The organism is Nostoc sp. MS1, assembly GCF_019976755.1.
GTDB lineage: Bacteria > Cyanobacteriota > Cyanobacteriia > Cyanobacteriales > Nostocaceae > Trichormus.
The window spans coordinates 5,083,802-5,110,623 of the sequence record NZ_AP023441.1 but is presented as its reverse complement, the minus strand read 5'-3'; the positions used below and the strand labels follow the sequence as shown (position 1 = coordinate 5,110,623).

The window sequence follows — 26,822 nt, the reverse complement described above, 5'->3', positions numbered from 1 at the left end:
ATAAGTTTACTTAAATAGCCATATCTTCATGAAGCAAACTACCTATGCAATTGATTTGTATGAAATAAATGTGAAGCTATCCTTATTTCCTCAGAGAATAAAGATTTCTCAAAATTTCCGTATTTTCCGAAAAAACTTAATAGTTGAACAATGATATAAAGTAAACAATCCAATAATTCGGAGTTAGCAAAACAGAGTTTTGTGAAGTAAATAGAAATTTGGTTATGCCTTTAGATTGATTCTATGGGCATAATTGTCAATTGCATAAAAAGATAAATTTGTAGCAAATAACTTGACAGGAAAGCAGCTATGACCAGGAAACGCCATCTAGTCAAGACAATTAGAAAAGTATCCAAATTATTGAGAAAAAAATTATTTAAACATAATCCTTTATTGGCATTCAAAAGGCAAATAAACTCCATATTGCGAACTTTATTTGTCACTAAAAATCGACGCGGTACAACAAATGCTGGATTTGTGTTACCAACAGTAGCAATGGTAGCCCTAGTAGTTGTCTTACTCACTACAGCAATTCTATTTCGGTCTTTTGATCGGGCTAAAAATGCTAGTAATGTCAGAGTAAATGAAGCGGCGTTGAATGCTGCGGCTCCTGCGCTTGACCGCGCTAGAGCGAAAATAAATAAACTATTTCAAGACCCAAGGCTACCACGCGCTACGCCAACAGACGATGCTTTGTACAACACTTTGACAACAAATATCAATGAGTATACGTTTGGTGACGAAACTCAATTAAAAGTAACTCAAAATTCAAACGAACTCAGAACAGCTTGGATGTACCCTATAGATACCGATAACAACGGTAAGTTTGATACTTATGCCCTTTATGGAATTTACTTTAAAAATCCACCTGTTACTAATGGACAATATACTCGTGCCAGAAACGCCCTAGAGGCGAGAACTCCGCCCATGACTGTTAATAGTATCGGTAGCAGTTGCGGATCTGGTCAAAATACAAGTGCTGCCTTAGTAGGTAACACAGGTTGGTTTAGAAATGGAACCAAGTTGAAAAAAGCCTTTTTTGTTTATACCGCTAGTGTTCCCATTACCTCACAACCGACAGATACTAACTATGAGCGTAAGAGCGGTAATCAAGGCTTCTCGGCTATGGAACTTCAGCAAGACCGCGTACAATTACCCTTGGTGAACAACGCGGTTGTTTATGAAGATGATTTAGGATTATCGCCGGGTCCTGATTTCAGGTTAAATGGACGCATTTTCACCAATAGTAACTTTTTGATTGGCTCATCAGGCAATAAATCTATCACGCTATATCAAGTTAGCGCTAGAGCATCGTGTTTCTACGACCCTGATAACGCCAAAATAGTGATTGGGGGAAATCTTGCCTCTGGTCCTATGACAGGTAGTGTTGATGTTAATAACACAAAGGTTGATTTGTACAAAGGTAAATCAACTGCTGTTTCTAATGTCGCTGTCAAAGATGGGTCAACTAACAATAAGTCAGTTAACGATACTCCCACAAATATTGCCTACAATAGTCTGGCTTACACACAACGCATCAACCGTTTAGTTACTGCCCAGATAGCGGCTAATCCTGACGGAAGCGCTGACCCGTCAGAAGTTACCGATGGGATGCGAGATGTCGTCACCAAGCAAGGCCGAACGTTAACCGATTTAACGACTGTTGAGAAAGCCAGTTTACGCTTCAAGCAGCTTGAACTTTACTTTAAAAGACGTACCCGCAAAGTACCTTATGTAGAAGTTGGCTTTGATGGTGATGCTTTAGGTGATTACAAAGTTGGTGGTTCTAAGGAGGGTGAAGTATTACAAGGTAGTGGCAATACTTTACGTCCCCCCAACTTTTGGATGTATCCTTTCGATCCTGCCGATGGTAAAGACGCAACTGGCTATGCCGGCTTGAGTTTAAATACAAATGGTAGTGACAAGCTCTTCCCTGCTGCAACTGAACCAGTTAAGCTCGTAAAACAATTGCAAGAAGTAGAAGGTTATTTTGGCGATCGCGTTTTAATTGGTAATAACCTACCGCAACTTTGGTGGAATAACACTAAGAACGCATTTGTCGGGCCAAATGCCGATGATACCCAATCTATTAATGACTTTAAATGGGATAATGGCGATGGAACTCGCACTCGCCGCACTCGTGTAGAAACATTAAAAGATTTGGGTAGTACAGACCGAGATGCAGACTGGGAATTAGCAGCAGCCCAAATACCAAATAGCCCACAAGACCCCGTAGGTGGTCTGCGAGTAGTAACTGGAGCAGGAATTTATTTGCCTGATTCTGTCACTCCTAGTAACTTAAGTTCAACAACATATACTTCGCTTACTAATAGGCAAATTTGGTCTGACTTGTTGGCAATGCCGCGAATAAATACTACTACTAAAGTTCTTGATTCAACACAAGTTACTTCACCACAGAAGCCTTACAAGGATTATGGTTTAGACCTTACCTATCAAATACTCCAACCACCAGCCGCTCAACCATATCTGCGGATGCGGGCGACAGTGGTGTATCACTATAAATCTACTAGTTACAGCCAAACTAGCCCCACGCCCATAGCCTGCGTTAGTAGCTACTATGATCCAACAGATCAAAATACAGCGCGTAATTTATCAGCATTACCTTGGAATCCTCCTGCTGATCCAGGCGCAACTTTTGATGCAGCTAAAGCTCGCTCCAATAACGGTATAGTTTATGATTTTCCCACAACTAAAACTGAAAGCTCTTATAGCAGCGTCCTTAGTTATCTGGCAGATTTAAAATATCCTAATGGACGTTTAATTGATGATGGACTACTTAAAAGAGCTTTAGACAAAGCCAGCGATACTAGTAAACGTACTCTCTCGGAAAGGTCTGCTATTGATGCAGCAATTTGTGGCTTGGCAATCTTCGATGGTACTCTGACCACTCCTACAAATAGTGCCATCGATCATGGCTCTATTTATGAAGTTGCGTTTCTAGACGGCAGACAGGTTCAAGCAAATGACGCAACGACCGGAAGCAGAAATTACGATCTTTCCAAGCAAGATAGAAGACCTTTAGAAATTCGTGCCACAGTCTTAGATATTGATAAACTCCGCAGAAAAACAATCGGCGGAACCACACCAGCCCAGGAGTACTTACTACCTAATAGTGGTATTATTTATGCTACTCGTGATGATGCACTACAAGATTTGAGTGCCACACCAGTAGCAAATATCAATTCTCCAACTGAGAGCCAAAAGCAAGAAAGTACCGTAGACTACAAACTTGATCCAACTCGTCGTCCCAATGCCATTATGCTTGTCAACGGTCAAGCTATTGCCCGTGCTGCAAGCAATACTTATCGAGATGCAGAAAAGGGGCTGATTTTAGCTACCAATTTGCCAGCTTATATTGATGGTGATTTTAATCTGCATACTAAACAAGAGTTCACCACAGCACTAACTGATAATTGGGACAATTTCTACACTCGTACAACATTAGATTCTAACTTTGCTTGTCGTCCGGGTGATCCTCGATTACCTTCTTGTTCAACTGGTGATCAATGGCGGTCTGCTGCTGTCTTGGCAGATTCTTTAACGGTACTTTCCAATAACTTTAGATTTGGCTTCCGCAATGAAGGAGACTACGATTGGCAGCTTGATACTTCTACACGCCCAGCAAGCTATGCCACTATTTTCTCCAGTGTCAATTCTTACGTACCGATTACCAATTGGCACGACACCAGCAGCAGTCTTGCTTTACCAAGAGATTTAGTTCCAGATATTGATGGTAATACGGCAACAACAGGGTTCCAGGGTAGTTCTTATCTTAATAACTTCGTCACACCAATTGTGCGAAAAGTTAGAGCCAAACAGCTAGTATTAGAAGTTTGTTATCAAGATCCATGCACTGAACCAAGAAACTGGACAATTAAAAACGCCTGCCCAACACAAGCAATAGGTCAAAATGTTTGGCGAGACGTAAAGAACGATGGTACGGCAGACATTATTGGTCAACCAATAACATCAATTAAAACCGGAGTAGTTGGCCAACCAACAACTTGTAATAATCCTAACGCTAACTTAGTCAATCGACCATCGAGAATTGCCTTTGTACGTAGTCTCAGTGGTACTAATATTGGTCAAATAACCACTCCATTAAAAGTTTATGGTGTTGATAGTAGTGGGAAGGTTGCAGAGTTCAGCTGGCCGTTAACAACCACAAGTACAAGTGTACCAGTGGATGCAGTAGATAATAGCGGAAATCCATATTTCATTCCTTGGTTTGAAGGAAATTCAAGAAGTGATACTAATAATAATCTCGTGTTTCAACCAATTTACCAATACAATCAACCATTTGGAACTATTGGGCAAGTAGATAACGATGATATCAAAACTGCAAAACCAGGAAACTGGCTACAAAGAGCGACAACAACCACTGTTAATGTAATTGCTGCCGTTGGGGATACTCCTGGTGCATCTCCTAAAACAACTAGCCCAACTCGCGCTGCTGAGGATAATGGTGGTCTACACAATTTTATACGTCTTATCGAAAACTGGGACGCTGATGCCACTACATCTGCTCTCAGAATAAGCGGCGCTTTTTACCAAGTCAAACGTAGTGCTTATGCCACTGCACCATTTATTGCTGGGCTTTCCGACAATCTCTATCAAATCCAGAACAGTAGCGGTAAACTTCCATACTACTTACCGCCTTTAAGGCAATGGGGTTATGATGTGGCGTTGCTATCTCAATCACCTGACCTGCTTGCCCAAAAGTTGGTAACAATTCCCGATGATTTGCCTGATGAGTTCTTCAGAGAAGTTGGTAGAGATGATCCTTGGGTGAAAATTTTGTTGTGTGCCAAAAAAGCAGCAGACGATACTAACGCCATAGATGCAGATCAACGTGGTTCTTGCTCTTAAGAATTACAGCACTTTTCATCTAGATAAACACATCACTCTAGATGTATTTTCAAAGTCTGGTAATCCCCCCTAACCCACTTAAAAAAGAGGGGAATCTAAAAATCTTTAATCACATAATAGGTAGTTTAAAAATAGACCTTAGCTTCTAACCGAGAAACGCTGTAAATTTTCCAAGTTGGTGATGAGCAATGATCAAACCTAAAAAGCAACAACAAAAAACTTTTTGTGGTGATTCCGGTTTTACTATCGTTGAATCTCTAGTGGCCTTACTTGTCGCTGCTATTTTATTAGCGGCGATCACTCCTGTACTTGTCATATCAACAGCTACTCGTGTACAGGCCAGAAGGGTGGAACTAGCAGCACAAGCTGCCAAAACTTTCATTGATGGTATCAGGTCTGGTGCGATCGCTGCACCAAGTCAAACAATTAACATTGATGCTTCGACTGACACTAATGCCAGACGGATTGCCACTGTTACAGTCCCAACAAGTGTCACCGGAAAACCAAAGGATTATTTAGTTGAGAACTCAACTACTGATGAAATGCCAGTCCCTACATCTGCCACTGGCTTATATTGCTTTACAAGGTCTGGGACTATTACCACCGCAGATTGTACACAAAAGTCATTTGAATATTACATTCAAGCAGCACGAATGGGTGTTACAGGAAGTTCAGATAATGATGGCTATCGCTTGGCTATTCGAGTTTACAGGGCTGATGTTGATTTTACTCGACCTCGAACTGCCAGCACCGGACAAAGTAGTAAGAAAACACAAAATCCCTACACTGGCGGTTTAGGCGATCGGCAATCTCCTTTACTAGAAATGACAACCGACATTGGTAACACTAGCACCACTTTTAATGATTTATGTCAGCGTCTTGGTGTTGCAACCAATAAAGGTTGTAGTTAGTAGCCAAAATTCCATTGTCTGACAAATGTGTATCTATATCACTTGAGAGAAAAACAGACATGAAAAGGATACTAAGATTCCTACTCACTAGCCAACTGAAACTTTCCCATCAAGAGCAATCTAGCGGTTTTACCCTCATTGAGTTGTTAGTAGCTCTGCTTATCGCCTTCTTAGTAATCACACCCTTACTAGGCATCATGCTCACCATCATGAGTACAGACACACAGGAACAAGCTAAAGCTACTACAGAACAAGAAATCCAAGCTGCTCTTGATTACATTGCTCGTGACTTACAACAAGCAGTCTATATTTACGATTCTGCTGGAGTCAATGCAATTAACACAACCAATCCTTCAGGCTTAGGCTTGCCCTTTTCCAACTCTACAGATAGAGTGCCTGTGTTAGTCTTTTGGAAGCGGGAATTAGTTAACCAAGTAATTCCGATCGCCACTAATCAAAGAGATGATACCTATGTTTATTCACTGGTTGCCTACTATCTAATCAAAGATACCAACACTAATACCATCAGTCCATCTAATGCTGCTCGTATTGCCAGATGGCAAATTAGGGATGGTGTACCTACATCTGCTAGTACTGGTGCAGACTGCCCTGGATATACAGGAAAATATGTCAGTGTTAACAGTATTGATTATTGTCCAGATGCCGGTTTTGCTCCATTTAATTTAGATGGGACAGGCACTTTAGAAGAAAAAATGAATGCTTGGAAGAGGCTGAGTCAATACACAACAAAAAATGCTGGTGGGCAAGATGTAGTAAATACGGTTAATTACTCTAACACTCCCATAACACTTCTATACTATATAGATCAAACTACAACAAACGCACCAGTAAAAGTAGCTTGTCCTACTGGCACAACATTAGTTGCACCAAATACGACCAATTTCAATACTCGCACTACGTTTAGCATGACCAGCTTTTATGCCTGTATTGATAGAGCTGATACAACAGCACAGGTATTTATTAGAGGTAATGCTCTAGCACGCCTACAAAGCAATAACTTGAGTTACCAAGATACAAATAGGGCTTACTTCCCAACTGCGAGTATCACCGTTCAAGGGCGGGGTATATTATTTACCAAGTAAATCTAAAAAAAACAATTGCGAGTTACTCAATCAAAAGCGATATGAAAAAAATTAGCTTGAAGTTATTGTACATTAGCAAGAATTTTATTAATCAACAACACTTAGCCAAAAGAAGTGATTTGTTAAGGTACAGCCAGTTAAATGCTGGCTATAGCCTAGTGGAAATGCTGGCTGTGGTAATGATGATAGGTATTTTAGCTGCAATATTAGCCCCTAACTGGTTTGCTTTCGTCAACAGACAGCAGCTAAATAAAGCCAATGATGCTGTTATTACAGCTATTCAAGAAACTCAGAGACAAGCCCAAAGAAATAAAACTCGCTATAGTGTCAGTTTTCGCAAAACTAGTGCGAATCAACCGATACAATTTGTCATTTACCCCACGCTCAAACCTGATGGAACTGTTAGAAGTTTTTCGGACATTTCCAATACTGATTGGAAATCTTTAGGAGAAAACGCAGGAGTCACTTCGATCAATTCCAAACAATTACTACTTGGCGCAAATCTCAGCAGTGAAAATACTGCTGGTTCTTCTATATCTTTTAGTTTAACAGACCCAACAAAAATTACTTTTGACTACATGGCTACTTTACCCAATGCTAACTTTGGTACAATACCATCAGGTTCTACAGAACCAACGGGGCTGAGAGTTGTTTTAGCTTTACCTGTAGGTAGTAACGGTACATCTCCAAGTGGGGTAAGGCGATGCGTTATTATTAGAACTCTTTTAGGTTCAATTCAAACAGCACAAAACAACGCATGTAGCTAAATTATGAAATTTAATATCTTATATTTCAGTATTTTTTGTAAAACAATTTTTTGCATTTAATACCTGTCAACAAAACTTAATTTAGGTATTTTGCTATATTAATTAAATACCTAATACCATTTTAGGTTGTAAGATGGGTTACTTTTGAGCTTTCGAGCAATCCATCTGTCGTAATCATTTTTCAAATTGGTTTGATTAAATTAAATATTTTACTTCTTAACCCAATTATTAGTAATTTAATCCTTTTAAAAATATGATAGAACTGATTGACTTTACAGTAGTTATTCCGACTTATAACGGTGCGATTCGCTTGCCCGAACTATTAGAAAGGCTACAAAATCAAGTCAACATCGAAAATATTTCTTGGGAAATAATTGTTGTCGATAATAACAGTACAGATAGCACAGCCCAAGTGGTGCAGCAATACCAAGAAAACTGGCAATGTGCTTACCCTTTAAAATATAACTTTGAATATAAGCAAGGTGCTGCTTACGCCAGAAAAAAGGGTGTTGAAGTAGCTTCAGGTAAATTGATAGGTTTTTTAGATGATGATAACTACCCTATACCAACCTGGGTAGCAGCAGCTTATGCTTTCGCTCAAAAGTATCCCCAAGCTGGTGCTTATGGTAGTCAAATACACCCAGATTGGGAAGTTGAGCCGCCAGAAAACTTTGAGCGTATCAGCCCCTTTCTAGCAATTACAGAACGCGGAAATAAACCTCTATTTTACGATCCAAGGAAAAAACTGCTTCCTCCCTCTGCTGGACTAGTTATTCGCCGCGAAGCTTGGTTACAATCTGTCCCAGACCAGCCTATATTAACTGGTAGAGTTACTGGGAATATGCTCACTGGGGAAGATTTAGAAATGTTATGTCATATCCAAAAGTCCGGCTGGGAAGTTTGGTATAACCCCGAAATGGAAATTTATCATAAAATTCCAAGCTCCAGATTAAAGAAAGAGTATTTAATCCCATTCTTTAGAGGTATTGGATTAAGTCGCTATGTTACTAGAATGACAAACGTAAAACCCTATTACAAACCTTTTATATTCGTTGCTTATCTTGTAAATGATAGTAAGAGAATTTTATTCCAAATACTTAAGTATGGAAACAAGATAAAAACAGATTTAGTAATACTTTGTGAAACAGAACTCATATTTAGCAGCTTAATTAGTCCTTTCTATCTTTGGAAAAATGGATATTTGAGTAAAAATAATCAACAATTATGATAAGTTTATTTAACCAAAAAGAAGCAAATAATATAGCCGAAACAATCGATTTTACTGTCGCTATCCCTACATGGAATGGTGCAGAACGATTACCAGAAGTTTTAGATAAGCTTTTGGCACAAACTGGTATAGAACACCTAAGCTGGGAAGTGATTGTTATCGATAATAATAGCAGCGATCGCACACCAGAAGTAGTGAAAGATTACCAAGCAAAATTTACTCAATGTGAGTTGAAGTACTTTTTGGAAACACAACAAGGATCAGCATTTGCTCGACTCAAAGCTGTAAATGAGGCTAGGAGTGAATTTGTTGGTTTTTTAGATGATGATAACTTACCAGCACCTGACTGGGTTTTACATTCATATAATTTTAGTGAGGAACATTCTCAAGCAGGTGCATGGAGTGGGCAAATACATGGTGATTTTGAAGTAAAACCACCAGATAATTTTGACAAAATTCAGGCTTTTTTAGCCATCAGAGAACATGGTCAAAAAGCATATATATTCGATGCTGATAATTTAAGACTACCCCCCAGTGCAGGACTTGTTATTCGTAAACAAGCTTGGCTAAAAAGTTTACCTAAGCAGATGTTTTTTGTAGGAAGAGTTGGAAAATCAATGGTAGGAGGAGAAGATATAGAAGTTCTACTACACCTACACAAATCAAGTTGGGAAATTTGGTATAACCCCAAAATGGAAATTTATCACAAAATTCCTCACTGGCGCTTAGAGAGAAATTACTTACTCAAAATTGCTCGTGGTTGTGGCTTATGTATTTTCCAACTCAGACTGATTAATGCTAAAAAATGGCAAGTACCAGTAATTTTACTAAAAACAACTTTAGGTAATCTGCGGAGGATACTCCAGCATATCATCAAGTATAAAAATAATTTAAACACAGATATAATTGCACTTGTTGAAGTTAATTTTTATTTAGGAAGCATTTTGAGTCCCTTATACTCATTAGTATTTTATTTCCATAACTTAACCAATAAAAACATGAAAGTAAATAATGAATAATTCACCAGAAATTTCTGTAGTTATCCCAGCATATAATTGCGAAAAGACTATAAAAGAAACAATTAACTCAGTTTTACAACAAACATTTTCTGATTTTGAGTTAATTATAATTAATGACGGCTCACAGGACTCAACCTTAAATGTTATTAGTGAAATTCAAGATCGACGACTGAAAATATTCTCCTTCGATAATGCTGGAGGTAATGTTAGCCGGAATCGTGGATTAAATCTTGCAGTAGGAAACTATGTTAGTTTCTTAGATGCTGATGATATGTGGACACCGGATAAACTAGAGTCTCAATTAGAAGCACTACAAAAAAACTCAGATACTCATGTCGCCTATAGCTGGACTGATTATATTGATGAGGAAGGTAATTTCATAGTATCAGGTAGACGTGTATCTGTTAATGGAGATGTTTATGAAAAGTTATTAATAAATAATTTTTTAGAGAATGGTTCCAATCCTTTAATAGCTAGAGAATTATTAATGGAGTTGGGTGGTTTTGATGAATCCCTCAAAGCCGCTCAAGATTGGGATATGTGGTTAAGATTAGCTGCTAAATATTCCTTTGTAGCTGTACCCAAAGTACAAATTTTATATCGAGTTAGTTCCAAATCTTTATCTACGAACTTAACTAGGCAAGAAAAATATTGTTTACAAGTTCTGGAAAACTCATTTCAACGTAGACCAGCAAAAAGTAAAAGTACTTTAAATTTAAGCAAGGCAAATATATATAAGTACCTAACCTGTAAAGCTTTACAAGAGCCTTGCGACAAAGAAAAGGGCATTGTAGCATTCAAGTTTTTATGTAAATATTTTATCAATGATAATCATAGATTAAAGCAGAAAAGTTTCTTTATCAAATTATTATTGAAAATTTTAGTAATCCTTGTATTTCCTACTTTTATATCTACTAGCCTTTTATCTATAATGAAAGTAGAAAAACCTAAAAAAAGGTTTTCTGCAATAGTAGATAATAGAATCTGAATCTCAAAATGCCTCGACAGGTGCATCTGTTATATTTTCTTGCTCGGAAATCTTGCCAGAATATTCGGTTTGTTGATGGCTTCACATTGCCAGAAGTTTTAGTGACCGTTTTATTCATCGGTATACTAGCAACTTTAGCACTACCTAACTGGTTAGTTTTTGTAGATAATCAACGTCTTAATCAGGCTCAAAGCCAGGTATATAATGCTATTAGACAAGCCCAAAGCCAAGCAAGTAAAGAGAAATTGACTTGGCAAGCTAGTTTTCGGGAACAGAATGGTATAGTTCAATGGGCTGTTCATCCGGCTACTGTTAGTCCCACTGTTAATGATTGGAATAATCTTGATTCTCGCGTGAACCTTGATGCAGAAACGACGTTACAGCAATCAAACGGTGTGAGGCGTATTCAATTTGACCATTTAGGCAGTGTAAAACAACCACCTCTAGGTAGAATTACATTGTCTAGCAAGTCTCGCAGTAGAATTAAGCGTTGCGTCTTTGTTTCCACAATTTTAGGAGCAATGCGGACAGCGCAAGAGCGTACCAGAGCTAATAGTGATGGAGACTATTGTTACTAAAATTTGGGGTGCGCTAGCCTACTAGATTGACACAGCTAAAATGTAGCAACTAATTAACCCTCCGTGCTTCTGTGGTTAGCTAATGCAACATCTTAGCCTTGCCACGCCACTACTACTTTTACGGTAGTATAAGTGTTTAAACGAACATAACCTTAAACAATGTATGATGTGCTGCAATCATTAGAAATTTTTTCACAGCACCTAATTATTTTTAGTCGCTACCCAGAACCAGGGAAGACAAAGACTAGATTAATACGAGCTTTGGGTGCTATTGGTGCTGCAAACCTGCAATGCCAAATGACTGAACATACAATATCTCAGGTTAAAGAACTGCAAAAGGTAATTAACGTATCTTCAGAGGTGCGGTTTGCAGGCGGTGATGTGCAACTAATGCAAGATTGGTTGGGTACAGATTTAGTTTACCAGCCTCAAGGTGATGGGGATTTGGGTTTGCGGATGACGCGATCGCTATATAATGCCTTTCAAGCACAAGCAACACAAGTAGTTATTATCGGCACTGATTGCCCTGGATTGAATTGTCAGATCCTTACCCAAGCTTTTAAGCAAATACATACAGTTGATTTGGTAATTGGCCCAGCAATTGATGGTGGCTATTACTTAATAGGGTTGCGTTGCTTCATTCCAGAATTATTTGTCAATATCGACTGGGGAAGTTCGCAAGTATTACACCAAACTGTGGAGATTGCGAACAAACTCAACCTCTCATATCATTATCTACCAGAGTTAGCTGATGTGGACAGACCAGAGGATTTACCGATTTGGCAGCAAGTTTGGGAAACAGAAGTTAAGATGAGGTAGCAAATATAAACCGAGTTATCGATGTATTACAAAATACCGAAGTAATACTGGTGAAATTCAGCCCAGCAATGCTACCGTAGTGTAGCTTGAAACTCAAGAACAAAAAATTTGTCACATAACAGCATTGCATTTGATCTCCAAAATATGGGTAGATTCATATAACAACTAGCGATAGGGTAACAATATTCAAGTAACTTTAGATAGGATCATCACTCAATCTAAATCCAGTACACATTTAAAAAACTATGGTTAATCGCTTTGCCTCTGTAAATTCCTCCCTCATCCTCAAAGTTGTGGGGATAGTCTTAATTGTCTCGTTCTTATTAGATTTCTTGATTTTGTTGTTGCCGTTTCAACCCACAGATAGGCTATGGCAAATCAATCTAGCAACAGCATTAGTTGACCGAGGGATTGTGCCTTTGGTGGGGCTAGGAGCATTATTCACTGGGTACTGGATAGACAGTGCTAGTGATGGGGCTACCAAGGGCATTGATTTAAGAGTTCCTGTTTTAATACTCTCTAGCATTTTGGGGTTAATGTTCTTACTAATTTTCCCCTTACATCTCAATAATGTCCGACAAGCTAGTACCCAAGCTGTAAACCAAATCAATCAACAAGCAGAACAGGCAGAAAATCAACTTAAAAATCAGTTAGCACAATTCCAAGCCCAAGCCAACACTGAGCAAGGAAAAGCTCAATTAGAGCAATTACGCGCCCAAGCTAGAAATCAGTTTACTGAACTGTTGAAAGATGACCAAAGATATCAACAAGCGTTAAATAATCCTCAAGTACCAGCACAACAGAAAGAATTACTCAAGAAGTTTAAAGCTAATCCGCAAGAATTGGATCAGTTTATCGCCCAGCAAACAGATCCTCAAGGACTCGCCAATCAAAGATTAAACCAAATCCGTCAAGGTAAGGAAGACGCAGCCAAACAAGCTAAAGACAATGCTTGGAAATCAGGACTCCGAATTGGGATCAGTAGCTTAATATTGTCCATTGGTTACATCATTATCGGTTGGTCAGGACTTAGAAGTTCAGGTGCTTTACAAGGTGGTGGACGTAAAGGTAAAGTGCCAGCACGTTAATTCATTGATTCGTTTGACTATGGGGGCTAGAGAGTAATTTTTGACATGACACTCTTAGCCCTCAATCGCAGATGGGGGAGAAGAAGGAGACAAGGGAGATGAGGGAGTAGGGGGAGTAGGGGAAAATAACTTTGGACTATGGACTCATGACTAATGACTATTAAAAAAATTACTTTAAAACTTGGCAATGTTTTCTATTTATATACTGACTTATAACGAAGAATTAGATATTGCAGCTTGTATAGAATCCGCGACGTTATCGGATGATATTATCGTTGTCGATTCATGTAGTAGCGATCGCACTGTAGAAATTGCCAGTCGCTATCCTATTCGTGTTGTGCAGCACGCCTTTGAAAGTCATGGTCGTCAACGTACTTGGATGTTAGAATCCATTCCCCCGAAACATGAATGGGTATACATCCTCGAAGCTGATGAAAGGATGACTCCAGAATTGTTTGCTGAGTGCGAACAAGCATTAAAAAGTTCTGAATACATAGGTTACTATGTGGCGGAACGTGTCATGTTTATGAATCGCTGGATTCGTTACAGCACTCAATATCCCCGTTATCAGATGCGTCTGTTCCGTCACGGAAAGGTGTGGTTCACTGATTATGGGCATACGGAACGAGAAGTGTGCGAGGGCGCTACCAGCTTTTTAAAGGAAACCTATCCTCACTACACTTGCAGTAAAGGGTTGAGCCGTTGGATAGAAAAACATAACCGTTATTCTACTGATGAAGCAAAGGAAACTTTATACCAGTTAGAGAACGGCAAAGTTGAGTGGCGTGATTTATTCTTAGGTAATTCGGAAGTTGCTAGGCGACGTGCTTTAAAAGACTTGTCTTTAAGACTACCCGCCAGACCTTTGTTACGTTTTTTGTATATGTACTTCCTGTTAGGTGGTTGTCTAGATGGGCGTGCAGGACTGGCATGGTGTACATTACAGGCTTTTTATGAGTACCTAATTTTGTTGAAAGCCTGGGAAATGAAGTATTTACCTACCCCAAGTTTAGATGCACCAATAGATTTGAGTACACAGAGCAGCCAAGAAGCTCAAAAAGAGGGGTTAGGGTCTAGCAGCTAGTAACTTTACTGTCATCGAAATTAGCATAATTCTTAAGCCCACGCACCATAAGTTAAAATTTATAACATTCCATTTCATAAAAAGCACTTGGTTCAGTCGTTATTATCAATGTACTGGACTTATTTTTATGGACATAGCAGCTTTTAACAGAAAACGATAGGATTGTAATAACTAAGGATTTGCAACGATCATTTACAATTTGTACAAAGAAAAGTAAAGTCTTCACAGACAAACTGGCTTTTGTTTTATTTGGAATGTAACTGTATAGACTGTGGTAGGAAAACCTATTGCCAGCTAAATGCTAGCTAAATTTCTAGCTACAGTTCTCATACTTAATAGTAACGCTGAAACTTGCAGTAGCAAATATTGCAAAAAATAACTGGGCTATTAGACAAATTTACTGGAATGAGTACCAATAACGAAAGTTCCACTATCCTAAAAAAAGAGAATAGAGGCTTGGGAATAGACCGCTTAAAGCAGGACTTAAAAAACGACCTGATTGCAGGGTTGTTAGTAGTAATTCCCCTAGCAACCACTATCTGGTTAACGATTACTATTGCGAGTTGGGTGATTGACTTTCTGACCCAAGTTCCTAAACAACTAAACCCATTTGATGGACTACATCCCATCTTAGTAAATATATTGAATTTAGCGGTGGGGCTAGCTGTACCACTACTAAGCATCTTAGTAATTGGGTTGATGGCTCGGAATATTGCTGGGCGTTGGTTGTTGGACTTTGGGGAACGATTATTGCAAGCAATTCCCTTGGCTGGACAGGTGTATAAAACTTTGAAGCAGCTTTTGGAAACACTACTCAAAGATTCCAATGGTAAGTTTCGCAGGGTCATCTTAGTAGAATATCCCCGTCGAGGAATTTGGGCGATCGCCTTCGTTACAGGTGTGATGAGTACTGAAATTCAGTCCCAAATGCCACGACCGATGTTAAGTGTATTTATTCCTACCACACCAAACCCAACCACAGGCTGGTACGCCGTAGTCCCAGAAGACGAAGTAGTTAACCTTTCGATGTCTGTAGAAGATGCCTTCAAGGTTATAGTTTCCGGTGGAATTGTAGCACCTAATACCCCATTGCTACCCCTTGAGTTAGTTCAAGAAGGCAGGAGTAGGGGGAGATGAGGAGGATGAGGGAGATGAAAGGAATTTAGCCTCTCTGAAGTTCGCGTAAGCGTTCTCACAGAGTATCCACAGGGTGGGAGATGAGAAAAAACAAGAATATTTCTTAGTTACCAAGACTTATGTATCTATAAATTCATCTCCCCCTACTCCCCCCACTTCCTCATCTTCCCCCATCTTTACTTCCCACTTCCTATGAAACAAAGCTAAAAAAATCCGGTAAATTCACACCTATTACAGATAAGATGGTTGTCTGGCTTTGTCACAATTGATCAATTTGTCACCCAGAAATTAAATTACTACTGAAATATTTACTTTTATGCAAGACCGCAAACCCCAGCAAATCGCGCGTGAACTGGCTTTATTAAGCCTGAGTCAGTTACCATTAAATCCTAAAAAGTTAACAGAAGAACACCTGCCTAAGTTAGTATTAGCCACAGTACGTACTTTGAGAGCAGAAGTACAGGATACATTGGACAACGCGGCGGCAGAATTGCAACGGAGTAACGATCGCCTTCTAACTAGTCAAACACGGGCTGCTGATTTGAATACCGCTCGGAATATGCTACAAGAAGCGATCGGCTATACACAAACAGCTATTAATCAACTAGGCGCAGCAGTTGAGTTTCCCGAACTAATTCAACTAGCAAATCAAGATAAGGAAGTTGGTAGATACGCCATCAAACTTGTCAAAATTGTCAGTGAAGAACGCACCGCGATTGATGAGCAAATCACCGCAGCCCTAGTAGATTGGCAAGTTACTCGCCTAGCTCAAATCGACCGTGATATTCTCCGCATTGCCGTAGCAGAAATGAGGTTCTTTAATCTGCCTGATAGCGTAGCCATCAACGAAGCTGTAGAGTTGGCTAAACGCTACAGTGGCGACGAAGGTCATCGTTTTATTAACGGTGTATTGCGCCGAGTTACTGACCAGAAAAAGGCATTGAGTGTTTAAGTAAGTGATGAGTGATGTTAACGGTAGCAGCGCGTTTAGCGCGTGCTGAGTAATGAGTGCTGTTAGCGGTATCGGGGCGTTCAGCCCGTGCTGAGTAATGAGTAATGAGTAAAAATTTCTCCCTTGTCTCCCTTGTCTCCCCCCTCCCTTTCATCACTCCCTCTTTCAAAGGTGCGGAAAACCCGGAGGTTTTCACACTAGGTAGAGGTCAAAAGTTAAATTAAACTCATAACTTATAACTCATAACTCGTAACTCTCTTAACAACTTATCACCGCTAGCTGCAATGGTTTTTAATTGGTTCCGTCGTCAACAAGACGATTCCGCGCAAACTCCCCCGGAGACAAAAGAACAAGAAACACCCCAGGTAACAGAATCTCAGCCAGAGCCAGCCGCTACTGTACCAGACTCAACAACGGATTTGTTGGCGTTTGCAAAAGCGGCTTACAAAAATATTCAAGAAAAACAAAAACCTCAAGAAGTAGAATCTCAACCTGAATCAGCAACTACTGAACAAGAAATAACGGCAACTGCTGAGGTAGAGAATATACCAGAATTATTAGATACTACTGTTACTGAGGTAACAGAAAATATTGAAAATCCAGAAGTGGAAGCAGTTACTGAAGAAATACATGAAGTAACAGCGACTACACCACAAGAAGTAGAAACTGAGCCAGAAATAGTAGAGTCTGTAGCGGCAGCAGAAGCAACGCCACAGCCTTCATTATCCTTCCTAGAACGAGCAGCCGCAGAAAGAGAAGCTAGGCAAGAAAGACTTATCGCCAGTGCTATCGAAATACCAGAACCCGAAGTAGTACAGCCAGCCGCTACCACACAGGAAACAGCCCCAGAAATTGAGGGTATAACTTTTGATGAAGGGTTTGTTTGGTCGGCAGAAGTATTGGCTGCGCAGGGTAGACGGGCAGAAGATATATCTATTGAAGAAATTACTTGGCTAAAGAAACTACGTCAAGGATTAGATAAAACCCGCCGGAATATCCTTAACCAACTTAAGGCAATTGTTGGACAGGGGCCTCTCAACCAAGCGGCTGTAGCGGAAATTGAATCTTTACTCTTGCAAGCCGATGTGGGTGTAGAAGCAACGGATCATATTATTGGTTCCCTCCAGAAAAAACTAAGGGAAGAAGTCACACCACCAGACGCAGCGATCGCTTACTTAAAACAAATTTTGCGGGACATGCTGGATGCACCCCTCAAAACAAGCCACAAAGCCAGTTTTGCCCCAGACAAAGACAGCTTAAATATTTGGTTAATTACCGGAGTCAATGGTGCGGGTAAAACGACCACCATCGGCAAACTATCACACCTAGCAAACAGATCAGGTTATCGTTGCTTGATTGGTGCAGCCGATACCTTCCGGGCGGCGGCTGTAGAACAAGTTAAAGTTTGGGGTCAAAGAAGTGGTGTAGAAGTAATCGCCAATCCCGGAAAAAACACAGACCCAGCAGCCGTAGTCTTTGATGCGATCGCCGCAGCTCAATCACGCAACACCGAATTATTACTAGTAGATACAGCCGGGCGATTGCAGAACAAGAAAAACTTGATGGATGAACTGAGTAAAATCCGCAGAATCATCGATAAAAAAGCCCCTGATGCCAAAATAGAGTCGCTTTTGGTTTTAGATGCTACCCTTGGTCAAAACGGATTACGACAAGCAGAAATCTTCTCTCAAGCTGCCCAACTGAGCGGCGTAGTATTAACCAAGCTAGATGGTACAGCCAAAGGCGGTGTTGCCCTAGCAGTAGTGCAGCAACTTGGCCTACCCATCCGCTTTATTGGCGCTGGTGAAGGTATTGAAGATTTACGCCCCTTTTCTAGCTACGAGTTTGTTGAAGCTCTTTTGAGTGGCTGATAGTTGACAGTTGTGGGGTTTTTTCACTGTCCACTGTCAATTGTCCACTCCCTACTCCCAATTATTTATTTCTGCTAATTTGGTTAATTTTTTATAACATTTTGGATGTTATTTGCTAAAATTTCACTCTAATGCTGTTTTGATAACTTAGTTTAGTCGTTATCAAAACAGTATTGAGTATTTTGACTTAGTAAGAGGAGTTTTGCTCAAGCTATAACTACTTAGGTTTGCTAATAAAGTTTAAGAAAATTTCATATAGTATCAGTGGATTAAAGTAAATAACCTGAAATTCCTCTCTAGAGATAGAAATCCTTTGAGCAAATGTAATACTTATGTCAAATTAAGTCTTACGTCTTTCTACTCTTGCTAAAGCGCTAAAGTTTAACCCAATATTATTTAGCGATCGCTAATTAAAAATTTTTTCATTTTTCATCTACAGTTCACCCTTTCCAGTGCCATAACTTCTGTGCCTCAATTTCCTTCCCAACCCACGGACAACAATAACAGTGCTACGACAGATGTCACACCAGTTGTAGCGCTAAAAGAACTCGTGTCACGATTGCACCGGGAACAGAATAAAATCCAAGATTTGCTGAGTTCTCTAGGATTTGCGCTCAGAAGCTTCAATAATTTGAATCAGTTTTTGGAACTGATTCCTTTAATGGCCACAAGGGTTACAGATGCCGATGGTAGCGCTCTCTTTCTCTACAAGCCTAATGGCCAGGTTAGATTAGAACAATTACACTGGCAAGACAGCCGCCAGCGCAAAAACATCCGCAAAGCTTTAGAAACAGCTAGTAGTCAAATCACACTTCTGCCCAGCAGCGCCCCTCTAGCGACCGCCACAGGCATGTTAGATGACCAGATGCACCGTTACTTGGGGCCAGATGTACAAATCTTCGGCACGGCAATTTTGGTAAAGCATACAGAACGGGGTTGGTTGTATGTATTAAGCCGTGATCCTGAATATAGCTGGACAGAAACTCGACAAAAGTTAGTGCGGTTAGTAGCAGACCAAACCGCAGTTGCGATTGAAAACGACGAACTAGCCGTAGAACTGAAAAAGAAAGAACGCCTAGACCAAGAATTAGAAATTGGTGCGGAGATTCAAAGGCGGTTACTACCCCGTCAATGTCCTTATATTCCTGGTGCTAGTGTAGCAGCACGCTGCAGACCCGCCAATCGTGTGGGCGGAGATTATTATGATTTTATTCCCACCAGCCATAGTCAAATCTATCCACACAACATAGTCAATGAAGATTCTGGTCGATGGGGTTTGGTGATAGGCGATGTTATGGGTAAAGGCGTACCGGCAGGGTTAATTATGACCATGATGCGGGGTATGCTGAGGGGAGAAGTTTTACACGGTAACTCGCCAGCAGCGATTTTGCAGAACCTCAACCGAGTCATGTATGCGGATTTGGAAAATTCTCACCGCTTCATTACGCTATTTTATTCAGAATATAATCCTCAACAACGTCTTTTGTCTTATAGCAATGCAGCCCATAATCCACCTTTGTGGTGGCACGCAGCCACAAAAACTGTCTCCCGCTTAGATACCTTGGGGATGTTAATTGGGTTAGATGCCAATAGTCAGTATGAAGACGCTCAGGTGCAGTTAGAGCCAGGGGATACAGTAGTTTATTATACAGATGGGTTGACCGATGCGGCCGCAGCTAGTGGCGATCGCTTCGATGAGGAAAATTTTGTTACCGCTTTTAATACCGCTTGCCGATACTGTAACGGCCCAGAAGAAATAGTAGATTATCTATTCGACCAAGTTCAGCAATTCATCGGTGACGACAGACAAAATAATGATGATATGACATTAGTTGTCTTACAAATTGAATAGTCTATCGAGTATAAAAGGGACTGGGGAGAAATCAATTCAAAATTCAAAATTCAAAATTAAACTTTACTCCCCACATATTCGGGAAAAATATTACAAATTATTGTTGTGTTTAAATTTCTCACGAAACTTGACTATTTACTGAAAGAAACATTTCTGGGTTTACTGCGTGGTGGCTGGATGAATTGGGCTGCTGTCAGTACTGTTACGGTGTTATTGTTCTTATTTGGTTTAAGTTTGCAAACTTCTTGGCAAGTAGAAAAACTTCTCAATCAATTTGGGAGTCAATTAGAAGTATCCGTTTATCTCGATTCTGGTATATCAGCACCAACGCTTGAACCATTTGTGGCGCAAATTCCAGATGTGGTAGGAATGCAAGTTATTACTAAAGCACAAGCCTGGACTAAGTTAGTTAAAGAATTAGGAATTTCTGATATTGAAGGTGCGACTCAACAGCTTGGGGAAAATCCTTTGGTCGATGAGATCAAGGTGAAAGCACGTAATTCTCAAGCTGTACCAGTTTTAGCGACTCAATTAGCTAAGTTACGAGGAGTTGATACGGTGCAGTATGTCGATGAAGCTGTCAAACGCATCGCTCAATTGCATCGGGGTCTAAATTGGATTACTTTAACGATTACGATTATTTTAACTTTAACTGCGATCGCCGTGACGACAACCACGATTCGCCTAATTGTGCTGGCGCGTCGTCGAGAAATTGAAATCATGCAGTTAGTGGGAGCAACTACAGCTTGGATTTATCTGCCGTTTATTTTGCAGGGTGTAACATTTGGTTTACTTGGTGGTGCGATCGCTTGGAGTTTCATTTCTCTAATTCAACAGTTTATCGGTAAGCTACTCACCAATCAACCAGAGTTTATTCAATTTATTACCAATGGTTTACAACTCACTCCCGCCCAAGTGTTACTGTTACCGCTAATTCTTCTCGGCTTTGGTGCAAGTGTAGGCTTGATGGGTAGCTTATTTGCAGTACGGCGCTTTGCTAGAAGTTAGAAATTAAGGACTAAAGTCCTTACTACAAAGCTACAAAACTGATATGCTAATCAGCACTCATAACGGGCTAAACGCCCCGCTACCGCTAACAGCACCAATTACACTATGTCATCTCAGTGGGAACGGTTATTAAAGAATCTGGGTGAGTGGCAAGGTTCATTCACCCAATTTTCACCCCAAGGTCAACTTTTAAATGATATTCCGACCATTGTTTCTCTAGAAGGGTTAAATAACAATCAGACAGTCCGGCAAATTATTCGCCAAGAAGGTGCAGAAAAGATTCTAGAGTATAGCTCTTTGGCAAGAAGTGTCTTATTTTTTGAAAATGGGGCTTTTTCTCAAGGTTCTATTCAGTTAGGGCCGTTCTCAGAGTTTGGTGCAGAACTGGGTTTAATCTATGAAAATCGCCGTCTGCGCTTGGTGCAGTTATTTGATAAAAACGGTCAACTCAACCAAATTACTTTAATTCGTGAACATTTAGCGGGTACAGAAGCAATAGAAAACCCACCACTACAAGTAGATGATTTATTAGGCGAATGGCAAGGGGAAGCGACCACAATCTATCCTGATTGGCGATCGCCTGATACTATTTCTACCAACCTTAAATTAGAGTTAGATGATAGTGGGCGCTTAGTTCAAACTTTGAATTTTGCCGGACGTACAATCTCCACAACCGCTACTATCAAAGACTCAATTATCCTCTTTGACCAAGACCCACAAAAACAAATACAAGTATTATTATTATCTAACGGTGCTTCTACAACTTCTCCCCTCAAAGTTCAAGTGCGCCAAAGTTTTATATTAGAAGTCGGTTGGTTAATTCAACCAAACTTACGCCAACGCATGGTTCGTAGGTACAACGATAAAGGCGAATGGGTAAGCTTAACTTTAGTAACTGAACAGCGAGTTGTTAAAGGGTAGGCTATACCAATTTAAAATTCACGTATTAAAAAAGTGAGACATAGCATTGGTTTGACCATTAGCATCTGTATCATATTTTTTGTAAAACGGTATGAGCATCTGATTGATTCACAGTTTTATTACTATAAATTAAAACAATTATTCTCTTTTGAGAAAACTAAAATAAAAATAAAGAAGGGCATCTCAAAAAGATGCCCGTTATGCAGGAAAACCCTTTTAGGGTTATCCCTACACCTTCCCAACAATCAGCAACAGTGGCTAATTAGTGTTAGCCACACTCACAGTCACAAACGTGAATATAATCATATTAATCAGGACTAACTCTTGATGCCGCAGTGTAACCACTGAAAACTCGTTTTAGATATCAATGAAGATTTCGTTAAATATACTAATAGTATTTTTTTGATTAGTTAGAAGCTCTAAATATTTATTGATTAAGGAGTTTATTCCTATTTTTGTGAACGAAATTTATTAACTAAAATCTAATCAAAATTTTATTAATACAATAAAAGATTGAATTTGCTAATTTAAATCTTTTTTTGGATGATTATAATAATATATATTTCCACAAATAGCCGCCATAATTATCCAGGATAAGGTATTGACTCTAAAATCGAAAAGGGTTACATCAACTGTGTTAAATAACAACCACTCACCAAAAACAACAAGATAACTGAAAAAAATCAATTTATCTTTATTAGCTATATAGTTGGATTTCCCTATCAGTTGAAAACCAGCAAATAATATCCAACTAAGTAGCCCAAAAAATAGCAAAGCACTAGGCAACCCGGTTTCAGCCGACAGCATTAAAAATAAATTGTGGGGATGTCCCAAGTCTATATTCATCTGGGCTTTGTAAAGGTCTGTAAAATTACGCAATCCCCACCCTGTCCAGGGACGTTGTTGAGTTAAAGACCAAGCAAACTGCCACTGAGTTTTTCGCATCAAGGCAACTGGTCTATCGGGATACATTTCATCGTTTAATCTCGCCCAAAAGAACCCAGGAACTACCTTACGGAAAACTTGAGCAATTGAAGAGGGAGCAAAAGCTGCTAATAAAACGCTGGTAACTAGAGCCGCAACACCACCGACTAGTAAACGCCAACCTTGATAAAATGCAAAAGCTAAACAAGCAATAATTGCGATCGCCCACCCATTGCGTGAGTTAGTCAAAATCAAAGCTGTAAAGTCAGCAATGGCGGAGATTGAGAGAAATATGATGGGGAGTGGGGAGTGGGGAGTGGGGAGTGGGGGGAGATGAGGGAGTAATAGGAATTTTCTACCTTGTCTCTCCTGCTCCCTGGCTCCTGGCTCCCGCCTTCTTTCTTGCCATTGTTCCAGCAGTAATGCAATGCTGAGAGTGAAAGCGATCGCTAGATAAGCTGCAAAGATATTAGCGTGCATAAATAGAGCAGACATGCGTCCTGGAGGACTTCCACCGGGTGCGATCGTCCAGTCTAATAAAATCCACAAAACTTGTATTTGCAAGTTCCAGCCCAAAAACAACTGCCCAAAGCCCATGATTACCATTGGTACGCAACCAATGACTAGAATCCAAGCTATTTGGCGTAATTGAGCAGTTGTTTGAATTAGATAGCCTAAGCCTGTAAATAATACGAAGAATGGGAGTAAGTTAAACAAGCCGACAAAAGCTGCGGTTTTGTCATTGGCAAAGCAGGCGGAAACAAACAATAAAAAACTTAGTAACCCAAATCCCCAATTGATCGGGCGGCGAATGATGCTGCGGTATTGGCGTACCCAAGTTACTAACGCCGCTAACATAATGCTCACAAATCCTACAAAAGGTGTGAGCGGAAAAAATAATAGTCCCAATTGAAAGCAATTCCAAGAAAATTGGCAGTCAGGTTTGGGATGGTAAAAAGCTAACTTCAAGTTAGAACCCCAGGTTAATAGTTAGTTGACAATTGACAGTGGACAATTGACAGTTGACAGTTATCAGGTTAGGGAAGTCCAGAAAATAAATTATCCCAATTTTTAAACTCAAAGCAACTGTTTCTTCCCCCTGCTCCCTGCCCCCTGCCTACAAAGTGATGGGATATTTTTTAGTGGGAAGTCCCTTTTTTCTACACTGTTCACTGTCCACTGTCCACTGTCTTCAAGCCAATTCCCAACATTCAGCACGGGTAAGACGAATTTGTGCTAGAGCAAAAACAGTAGGGATGATGCGACCGTAGTTTGTAGCGATAGTTCTCCAGCCTAAATCGGCGAAAAACCAAGCCCACATAACTGGGCCAACAAAGGCAAAGAGGCTGCGAACTGCCCCATAACGGGCTGCGCTTACAGTCATACCCTGACGCGCCATTTGCAATGCAACATAGCTTTGAAACTGTGTTGTTGCTGCTTGTGAGCCTTGAATTAGTGCGTCTTTAGTGACTTGATAGGTAGCAAAGTGAATGGCAAATTGTCTGGCAATTTGTTGTAATACAAATGGCTTAACAAGGGATGTGACAGCTAAGGCGCTACCACCTTTTAACAGCAAGCCCAAGGGATCAGGTTGTAACAACAGAGGTAAAGGTTCTGTTACCTCTGATTTCACAAGTTGACGTTGCACTTGGGTAGCCAATTTTTGTTTTTCTTTTTCTGGTAATTTTTTCCAAACTTGTCCTAGCAGATGTAAAAATACTTCTGCTTCTAAATCAATTGTTGTTAAATCTTGAGAGTAAGGAATTTTTAAATACTTACAGACTTGAATTAATGCTTGACGATAAGTTACTTGGTTTGTCTTGCCTCGTAATACCGTCACTCCATCGGCGGCTAAAAACCGAAAGCGATGTTCTAGTGAATCTAGCCAAGCTTCTCTGTTTTGGCTTTGAATTTCGATAGGTTCAGGTGTCTGAACATAATCGAGGGGATTGAACTTACGACTAAACAAAATTGCTGTTAAGTCTTGCAATTCTTCTTCAGTTGCTAACTCTAACGCCGCCCTCAGTTCATCCAATGTCCCTTCCTCCCTTCCATGCAGCTTTCCTGTACCCTATTCTACTATTAGCTATCAGAATATATGGGGAGTAGGGAATAGGGAATAATTTTATGAATGACATTGTAATTATCGGTGCAGGTATCGCTGGCTTGGTTTGCGCCCAACAATTAAGTCAAGCTGGATATTCGGTTTTAGTTGTGGAAAAGTCCCGTGGTTTAGGCGGACGAGTTGCTACACGGCGCTTACACGGCACTTGCGCAGATCATGGAGCTTGCTATTTAAAGCCTAAAGGTGAATTATTTACTAGTTTGGTAGAGTTATTGTACGATCGCCATATCTTAGAACTCTGGACAGAACCCCAACCCAACACCACACCGCGTTATGTTGCGCCTGCGGGAATGAGTGCGATCGCTAAATTTCTGGCGCAAGATATTAATATTCTGCTAAATGAGCGTGTTACAGAAGTTAACCTAACACCAAAAAAAAGCTGGTGTTTAACTTTAGAATCCGGTAATGAAAAATTAACTGCTAAAGCTTTAGTTATTGCTATCCCAGCACCTCAAGCAACGATGTTATTAAATCCGTTGGGTGAGGATGTGTTAGGTAAAGAATTTCTGACAAATCTGAGTGCTGTAGAATTTTATCCTTGTATTAGTGCGATCGCGGGAGTACCTTCTTCGTCTCATCCCCTACCAAATTGGAAAGCTTACACCTTTGTCGATGATGCTGTTCTGGGATGGATTGGTTTAGATAGTAGCAAGCGTCCTCAACCCCAACAAGCAGTATTTGTTTTGCAAAGCAGCGCTAATTTTGCTCAACTGCATCTGGAGGCTTCAGATTTACAACCTGTAGGTCAGGAAATGTTAAAATATGCAGCCCAAACTCTAGAACTCTCTTGGTTAGAAACACCAGAATGGTTACAAGTACATCGTTGGCGTTACGCCTTTCCTCGTAACCCTTGGCAACAGCAAGTTTTATCTGCACAAGCTGAACTACCTCTAGTCTGTTGTGGTGACTGGTGTGGAGGTAATCTTGTAGAAGGGGCAATGCTTTCTGGGTTAGCCGCATCTGTAGAGATTAATAATGTTTTGATGGAGCTAGTTCTACCAGGAGAAAACTTTCTTAAAGTATTCACCTAAGCTTTTTCTTTCCTTCTTCCAACATTGAGAAGAGAATGTTTATGAATACGGGCTATATTTCCTTATGCAGCCATAAATTTCTATGGTTGCATCTATCCTTGGATAGTTTAAATAATTACGAAATTTTTATATTTATTATTAATTATACTTCTTCATAAAATTAAAATATTTGAAATGGCTGAATTATTAAACTAAGCCTTATAAAGTAGTCAAATTGATATTTAATAAGTAATGTTAAGAAACCAAGTTAGTTATACTTCGCTTAACTATTTACTGTTATTCATAGTACTAAGATACTTTTTATCTGATCCCTCAACATGATTACTGCATTTTGTGTAGATTTTCATTAAAATCTCATAAATTTGAAAAAATTAAAATATAACTAGAAAACATCAGACTATCTTGGTTTCTTGAGTACTTTTTTTAAGCGTTATACTGTCAATCAGTCTCAATTCCTAAATAAAGTGTAAGGCCAGTTTTCTGGACAGCTACACAAATAAAAAGTTCGTTTACGGTCGGAATATTA

Annotated in this window: 20 protein-coding genes; 18 read left to right on the top strand and 2 right to left on the bottom strand. The window is 39.8% G+C overall.

Going from position 1 to position 26,822, the window contains the following annotated elements; all coding sequences use genetic code 11:
• The first annotated feature begins 309 nt into the window (after positions 1 to 309).
• The 17 genes from hpsA (at position 310) to NSMS1_RS22070 (ending at position 22,216) form a co-directional block, all read left to right on the top strand.
• Positions 310 to 4,890, top strand: a complete 4,581-nt coding sequence (gene hpsA, locus NSMS1_RS22150; RefSeq protein WP_224086884.1) for a hormogonium polysaccharide biosynthesis protein HpsA — start codon at positions 310 to 312, stop codon at positions 4,888 to 4,890.
• Between the two features lie 188 nt (positions 4,891 to 5,078).
• Positions 5,079 to 5,801 carry a hormogonium polysaccharide secretion pseudopilin HpsB gene (hpsB, locus tag NSMS1_RS22145; RefSeq protein ID WP_224086883.1) on the top strand — a complete coding sequence of 241 codons (723 nt, stop codon included), beginning with the start codon at positions 5,079 to 5,081 and terminating at the stop codon, positions 5,799 to 5,801.
• 59 nt (positions 5,802 to 5,860) lie between these two features.
• Entirely contained in the window at positions 5,861 to 6,904 is a 1,044-nt protein-coding gene (gene hpsC, locus NSMS1_RS22140) for a hormogonium polysaccharide secretion pseudopilin HpsC (protein ID WP_224086882.1), read from the top strand.
• Positions 6,905 to 6,945: 41 nt separating this feature from the next.
• A complete protein-coding gene (locus NSMS1_RS22135; RefSeq protein WP_224086881.1) occupies positions 6,946 to 7,671 on the top strand; it encodes a prepilin-type N-terminal cleavage/methylation domain-containing protein in 726 nt (241 codons plus the stop codon).
• 253 nt (positions 7,672 to 7,924) lie between these two features.
• Positions 7,925 to 8,899: a hormogonium polysaccharide biosynthesis glycosyltransferase HpsE gene (gene hpsE, locus NSMS1_RS22130; protein ID WP_224086880.1), complete on the top strand. Its 975-nt coding sequence runs from the start codon at positions 7,925 to 7,927 to the stop codon at positions 8,897 to 8,899.
• Positions 8,896 to 9,918, top strand: a complete 1,023-nt coding sequence (gene hpsE, locus NSMS1_RS22125; RefSeq protein ID WP_224086879.1) for a hormogonium polysaccharide biosynthesis glycosyltransferase HpsE — start codon at positions 8,896 to 8,898, stop codon at positions 9,916 to 9,918. The genes hpsE (NSMS1_RS22130) and hpsE (NSMS1_RS22125) overlap by 4 nt, the downstream gene beginning before the upstream one ends.
• Positions 9,911 to 10,906 (top strand): glycosyltransferase, encoded by a 996-nt coding sequence (locus NSMS1_RS22120; protein ID WP_224086878.1) that lies wholly within the window; start codon positions 9,911 to 9,913, stop codon positions 10,904 to 10,906. Before hpsE (NSMS1_RS22125) ends, NSMS1_RS22120 begins: the two co-directional genes overlap by 8 nt.
• A gap of 8 nt (positions 10,907 to 10,914) precedes the next feature.
• Positions 10,915 to 11,484, top strand: a complete 570-nt coding sequence (locus tag NSMS1_RS22115; RefSeq protein WP_224086877.1) for a Tfp pilus assembly protein FimT/FimU — start codon at positions 10,915 to 10,917, stop codon at positions 11,482 to 11,484.
• A 159-nt stretch (positions 11,485 to 11,643) separates the two neighbouring features.
• A complete protein-coding gene (locus tag NSMS1_RS22110; RefSeq protein ID WP_411908643.1) occupies positions 11,644 to 12,303 on the top strand; it encodes a TIGR04282 family arsenosugar biosynthesis glycosyltransferase in 660 nt (219 codons plus the stop codon).
• Between the two features lie 245 nt (positions 12,304 to 12,548).
• Positions 12,549 to 13,391 (top strand): HpsJ family protein, encoded by an 843-nt coding sequence (locus NSMS1_RS22105; RefSeq protein WP_224086876.1) that lies wholly within the window; start codon positions 12,549 to 12,551, stop codon positions 13,389 to 13,391.
• Positions 13,392 to 13,578: 187 nt separating this feature from the next.
• Positions 13,579 to 14,475, top strand: a complete 897-nt coding sequence (locus tag NSMS1_RS22100) for a glycosyltransferase family 2 protein (RefSeq protein ID WP_224086875.1) — start codon at positions 13,579 to 13,581, stop codon at positions 14,473 to 14,475.
• 405 nt (positions 14,476 to 14,880) lie between these two features.
• The gene (locus tag NSMS1_RS22095; protein ID WP_224086874.1) at positions 14,881 to 15,612 is read left to right on the top strand and encodes a DUF502 domain-containing protein; all 732 of its coding nucleotides are present in this window, start codon (positions 14,881 to 14,883) and stop codon (positions 15,610 to 15,612) included.
• A 316-nt stretch (positions 15,613 to 15,928) separates the two neighbouring features.
• Positions 15,929 to 16,564, top strand: coding sequence for a transcription antitermination factor NusB (gene nusB / locus NSMS1_RS22090; protein WP_067771884.1), 636 nt, complete (start codon positions 15,929 to 15,931; stop codon positions 16,562 to 16,564).
• A gap of 284 nt (positions 16,565 to 16,848) precedes the next feature.
• Entirely contained in the window at positions 16,849 to 18,435 is a 1,587-nt protein-coding gene (gene ftsY / locus NSMS1_RS22085) for a signal recognition particle-docking protein FtsY (RefSeq protein ID WP_224086873.1), read from the top strand.
• 466 nt (positions 18,436 to 18,901) lie between these two features.
• Positions 18,902 to 20,287 carry a PP2C family protein-serine/threonine phosphatase gene (locus NSMS1_RS22080; RefSeq protein ID WP_224086872.1) on the top strand — a complete coding sequence of 462 codons (1,386 nt, stop codon included), beginning with the start codon at positions 18,902 to 18,904 and terminating at the stop codon, positions 20,285 to 20,287.
• A 105-nt stretch (positions 20,288 to 20,392) separates the two neighbouring features.
• Positions 20,393 to 21,295 (top strand): cell division protein FtsX, encoded by a 903-nt coding sequence (locus tag NSMS1_RS22075; protein ID WP_224086871.1) that lies wholly within the window; start codon positions 20,393 to 20,395, stop codon positions 21,293 to 21,295.
• Between the two features lie 105 nt (positions 21,296 to 21,400).
• Entirely contained in the window at positions 21,401 to 22,216 is an 816-nt protein-coding gene (locus tag NSMS1_RS22070; RefSeq protein ID WP_224086870.1) for a DUF3598 family protein, read from the top strand.
• Positions 22,217 to 22,738: 522 nt separating this feature from the next.
• On the opposite strand, the gene NSMS1_RS22065 is transcribed toward NSMS1_RS22070, so the two are convergent.
• Positions 22,739 to 24,109 carry an O-antigen ligase family protein gene (locus tag NSMS1_RS22065; protein WP_224086869.1) on the bottom strand — a complete coding sequence of 457 codons (1,371 nt, stop codon included), beginning with the start codon at positions 24,107 to 24,109 and terminating at the stop codon, positions 22,739 to 22,741.
• Between the two features lie 223 nt (positions 24,110 to 24,332).
• Positions 24,333 to 25,175, bottom strand: coding sequence for a YaaW family protein (locus NSMS1_RS22060; RefSeq protein WP_224086868.1), 843 nt, complete (start codon positions 25,173 to 25,175; stop codon positions 24,333 to 24,335).
• A gap of 92 nt (positions 25,176 to 25,267) precedes the next feature.
• Between NSMS1_RS22060 and NSMS1_RS22055 the strand changes: the two genes are divergently transcribed.
• Positions 25,268 to 26,296: an NAD(P)/FAD-dependent oxidoreductase gene (locus NSMS1_RS22055; protein WP_224086867.1), complete on the top strand. Its 1,029-nt coding sequence runs from the start codon at positions 25,268 to 25,270 to the stop codon at positions 26,294 to 26,296.
• The last annotated feature ends 526 nt before the right edge of the window (positions 26,297 to 26,822 follow it).

Excerpts from the sequence above, each read along its gene's own strand:
- hpsA (WP_224086884.1), top strand. The coding sequence starts at position 310 with ATGACCAGGAAACGCCATCTAGTCAAGACAATTAGAAAAGTATCCAAA.
- hpsB (WP_224086883.1), top strand. The coding sequence starts at position 5,079 with ATGATCAAACCTAAAAAGCAACAACAAAAAACTTTTTGTGGTGATTCC.
- hpsC (WP_224086882.1), top strand. The coding sequence starts at position 5,861 with ATGAAAAGGATACTAAGATTCCTACTCACTAGCCAACTGAAACTTTCC.
- NSMS1_RS22135 (WP_224086881.1), top strand. The coding sequence starts at position 6,946 with ATGAAAAAAATTAGCTTGAAGTTATTGTACATTAGCAAGAATTTTATT.
- hpsE (WP_224086880.1), top strand. The coding sequence starts at position 7,925 with ATGATAGAACTGATTGACTTTACAGTAGTTATTCCGACTTATAACGGT.
- hpsE (WP_224086879.1), top strand. The coding sequence starts at position 8,896 with ATGATAAGTTTATTTAACCAAAAAGAAGCAAATAATATAGCCGAAACA.
- NSMS1_RS22120 (WP_224086878.1), top strand. The coding sequence starts at position 9,911 with ATGAATAATTCACCAGAAATTTCTGTAGTTATCCCAGCATATAATTGC.
- NSMS1_RS22115 (WP_224086877.1), top strand. The coding sequence starts at position 10,915 with ATGCCTCGACAGGTGCATCTGTTATATTTTCTTGCTCGGAAATCTTGC.
- NSMS1_RS22110 (WP_411908643.1), top strand. The coding sequence starts at position 11,644 with ATGTATGATGTGCTGCAATCATTAGAAATTTTTTCACAGCACCTAATT.
- NSMS1_RS22105 (WP_224086876.1), top strand. The coding sequence starts at position 12,549 with ATGGTTAATCGCTTTGCCTCTGTAAATTCCTCCCTCATCCTCAAAGTT.
- NSMS1_RS22100 (WP_224086875.1), top strand. The coding sequence starts at position 13,579 with ATGTTTTCTATTTATATACTGACTTATAACGAAGAATTAGATATTGCA.
- NSMS1_RS22095 (WP_224086874.1), top strand. The coding sequence starts at position 14,881 with ATGAGTACCAATAACGAAAGTTCCACTATCCTAAAAAAAGAGAATAGA.
- nusB (WP_067771884.1), top strand. The coding sequence starts at position 15,929 with ATGCAAGACCGCAAACCCCAGCAAATCGCGCGTGAACTGGCTTTATTA.
- ftsY (WP_224086873.1), top strand. The coding sequence starts at position 16,849 with ATGGTTTTTAATTGGTTCCGTCGTCAACAAGACGATTCCGCGCAAACT.
- NSMS1_RS22070 (WP_224086870.1), top strand. The coding sequence starts at position 21,401 with ATGTCATCTCAGTGGGAACGGTTATTAAAGAATCTGGGTGAGTGGCAA.
- NSMS1_RS22055 (WP_224086867.1), top strand. The coding sequence starts at position 25,268 with ATGAATGACATTGTAATTATCGGTGCAGGTATCGCTGGCTTGGTTTGC.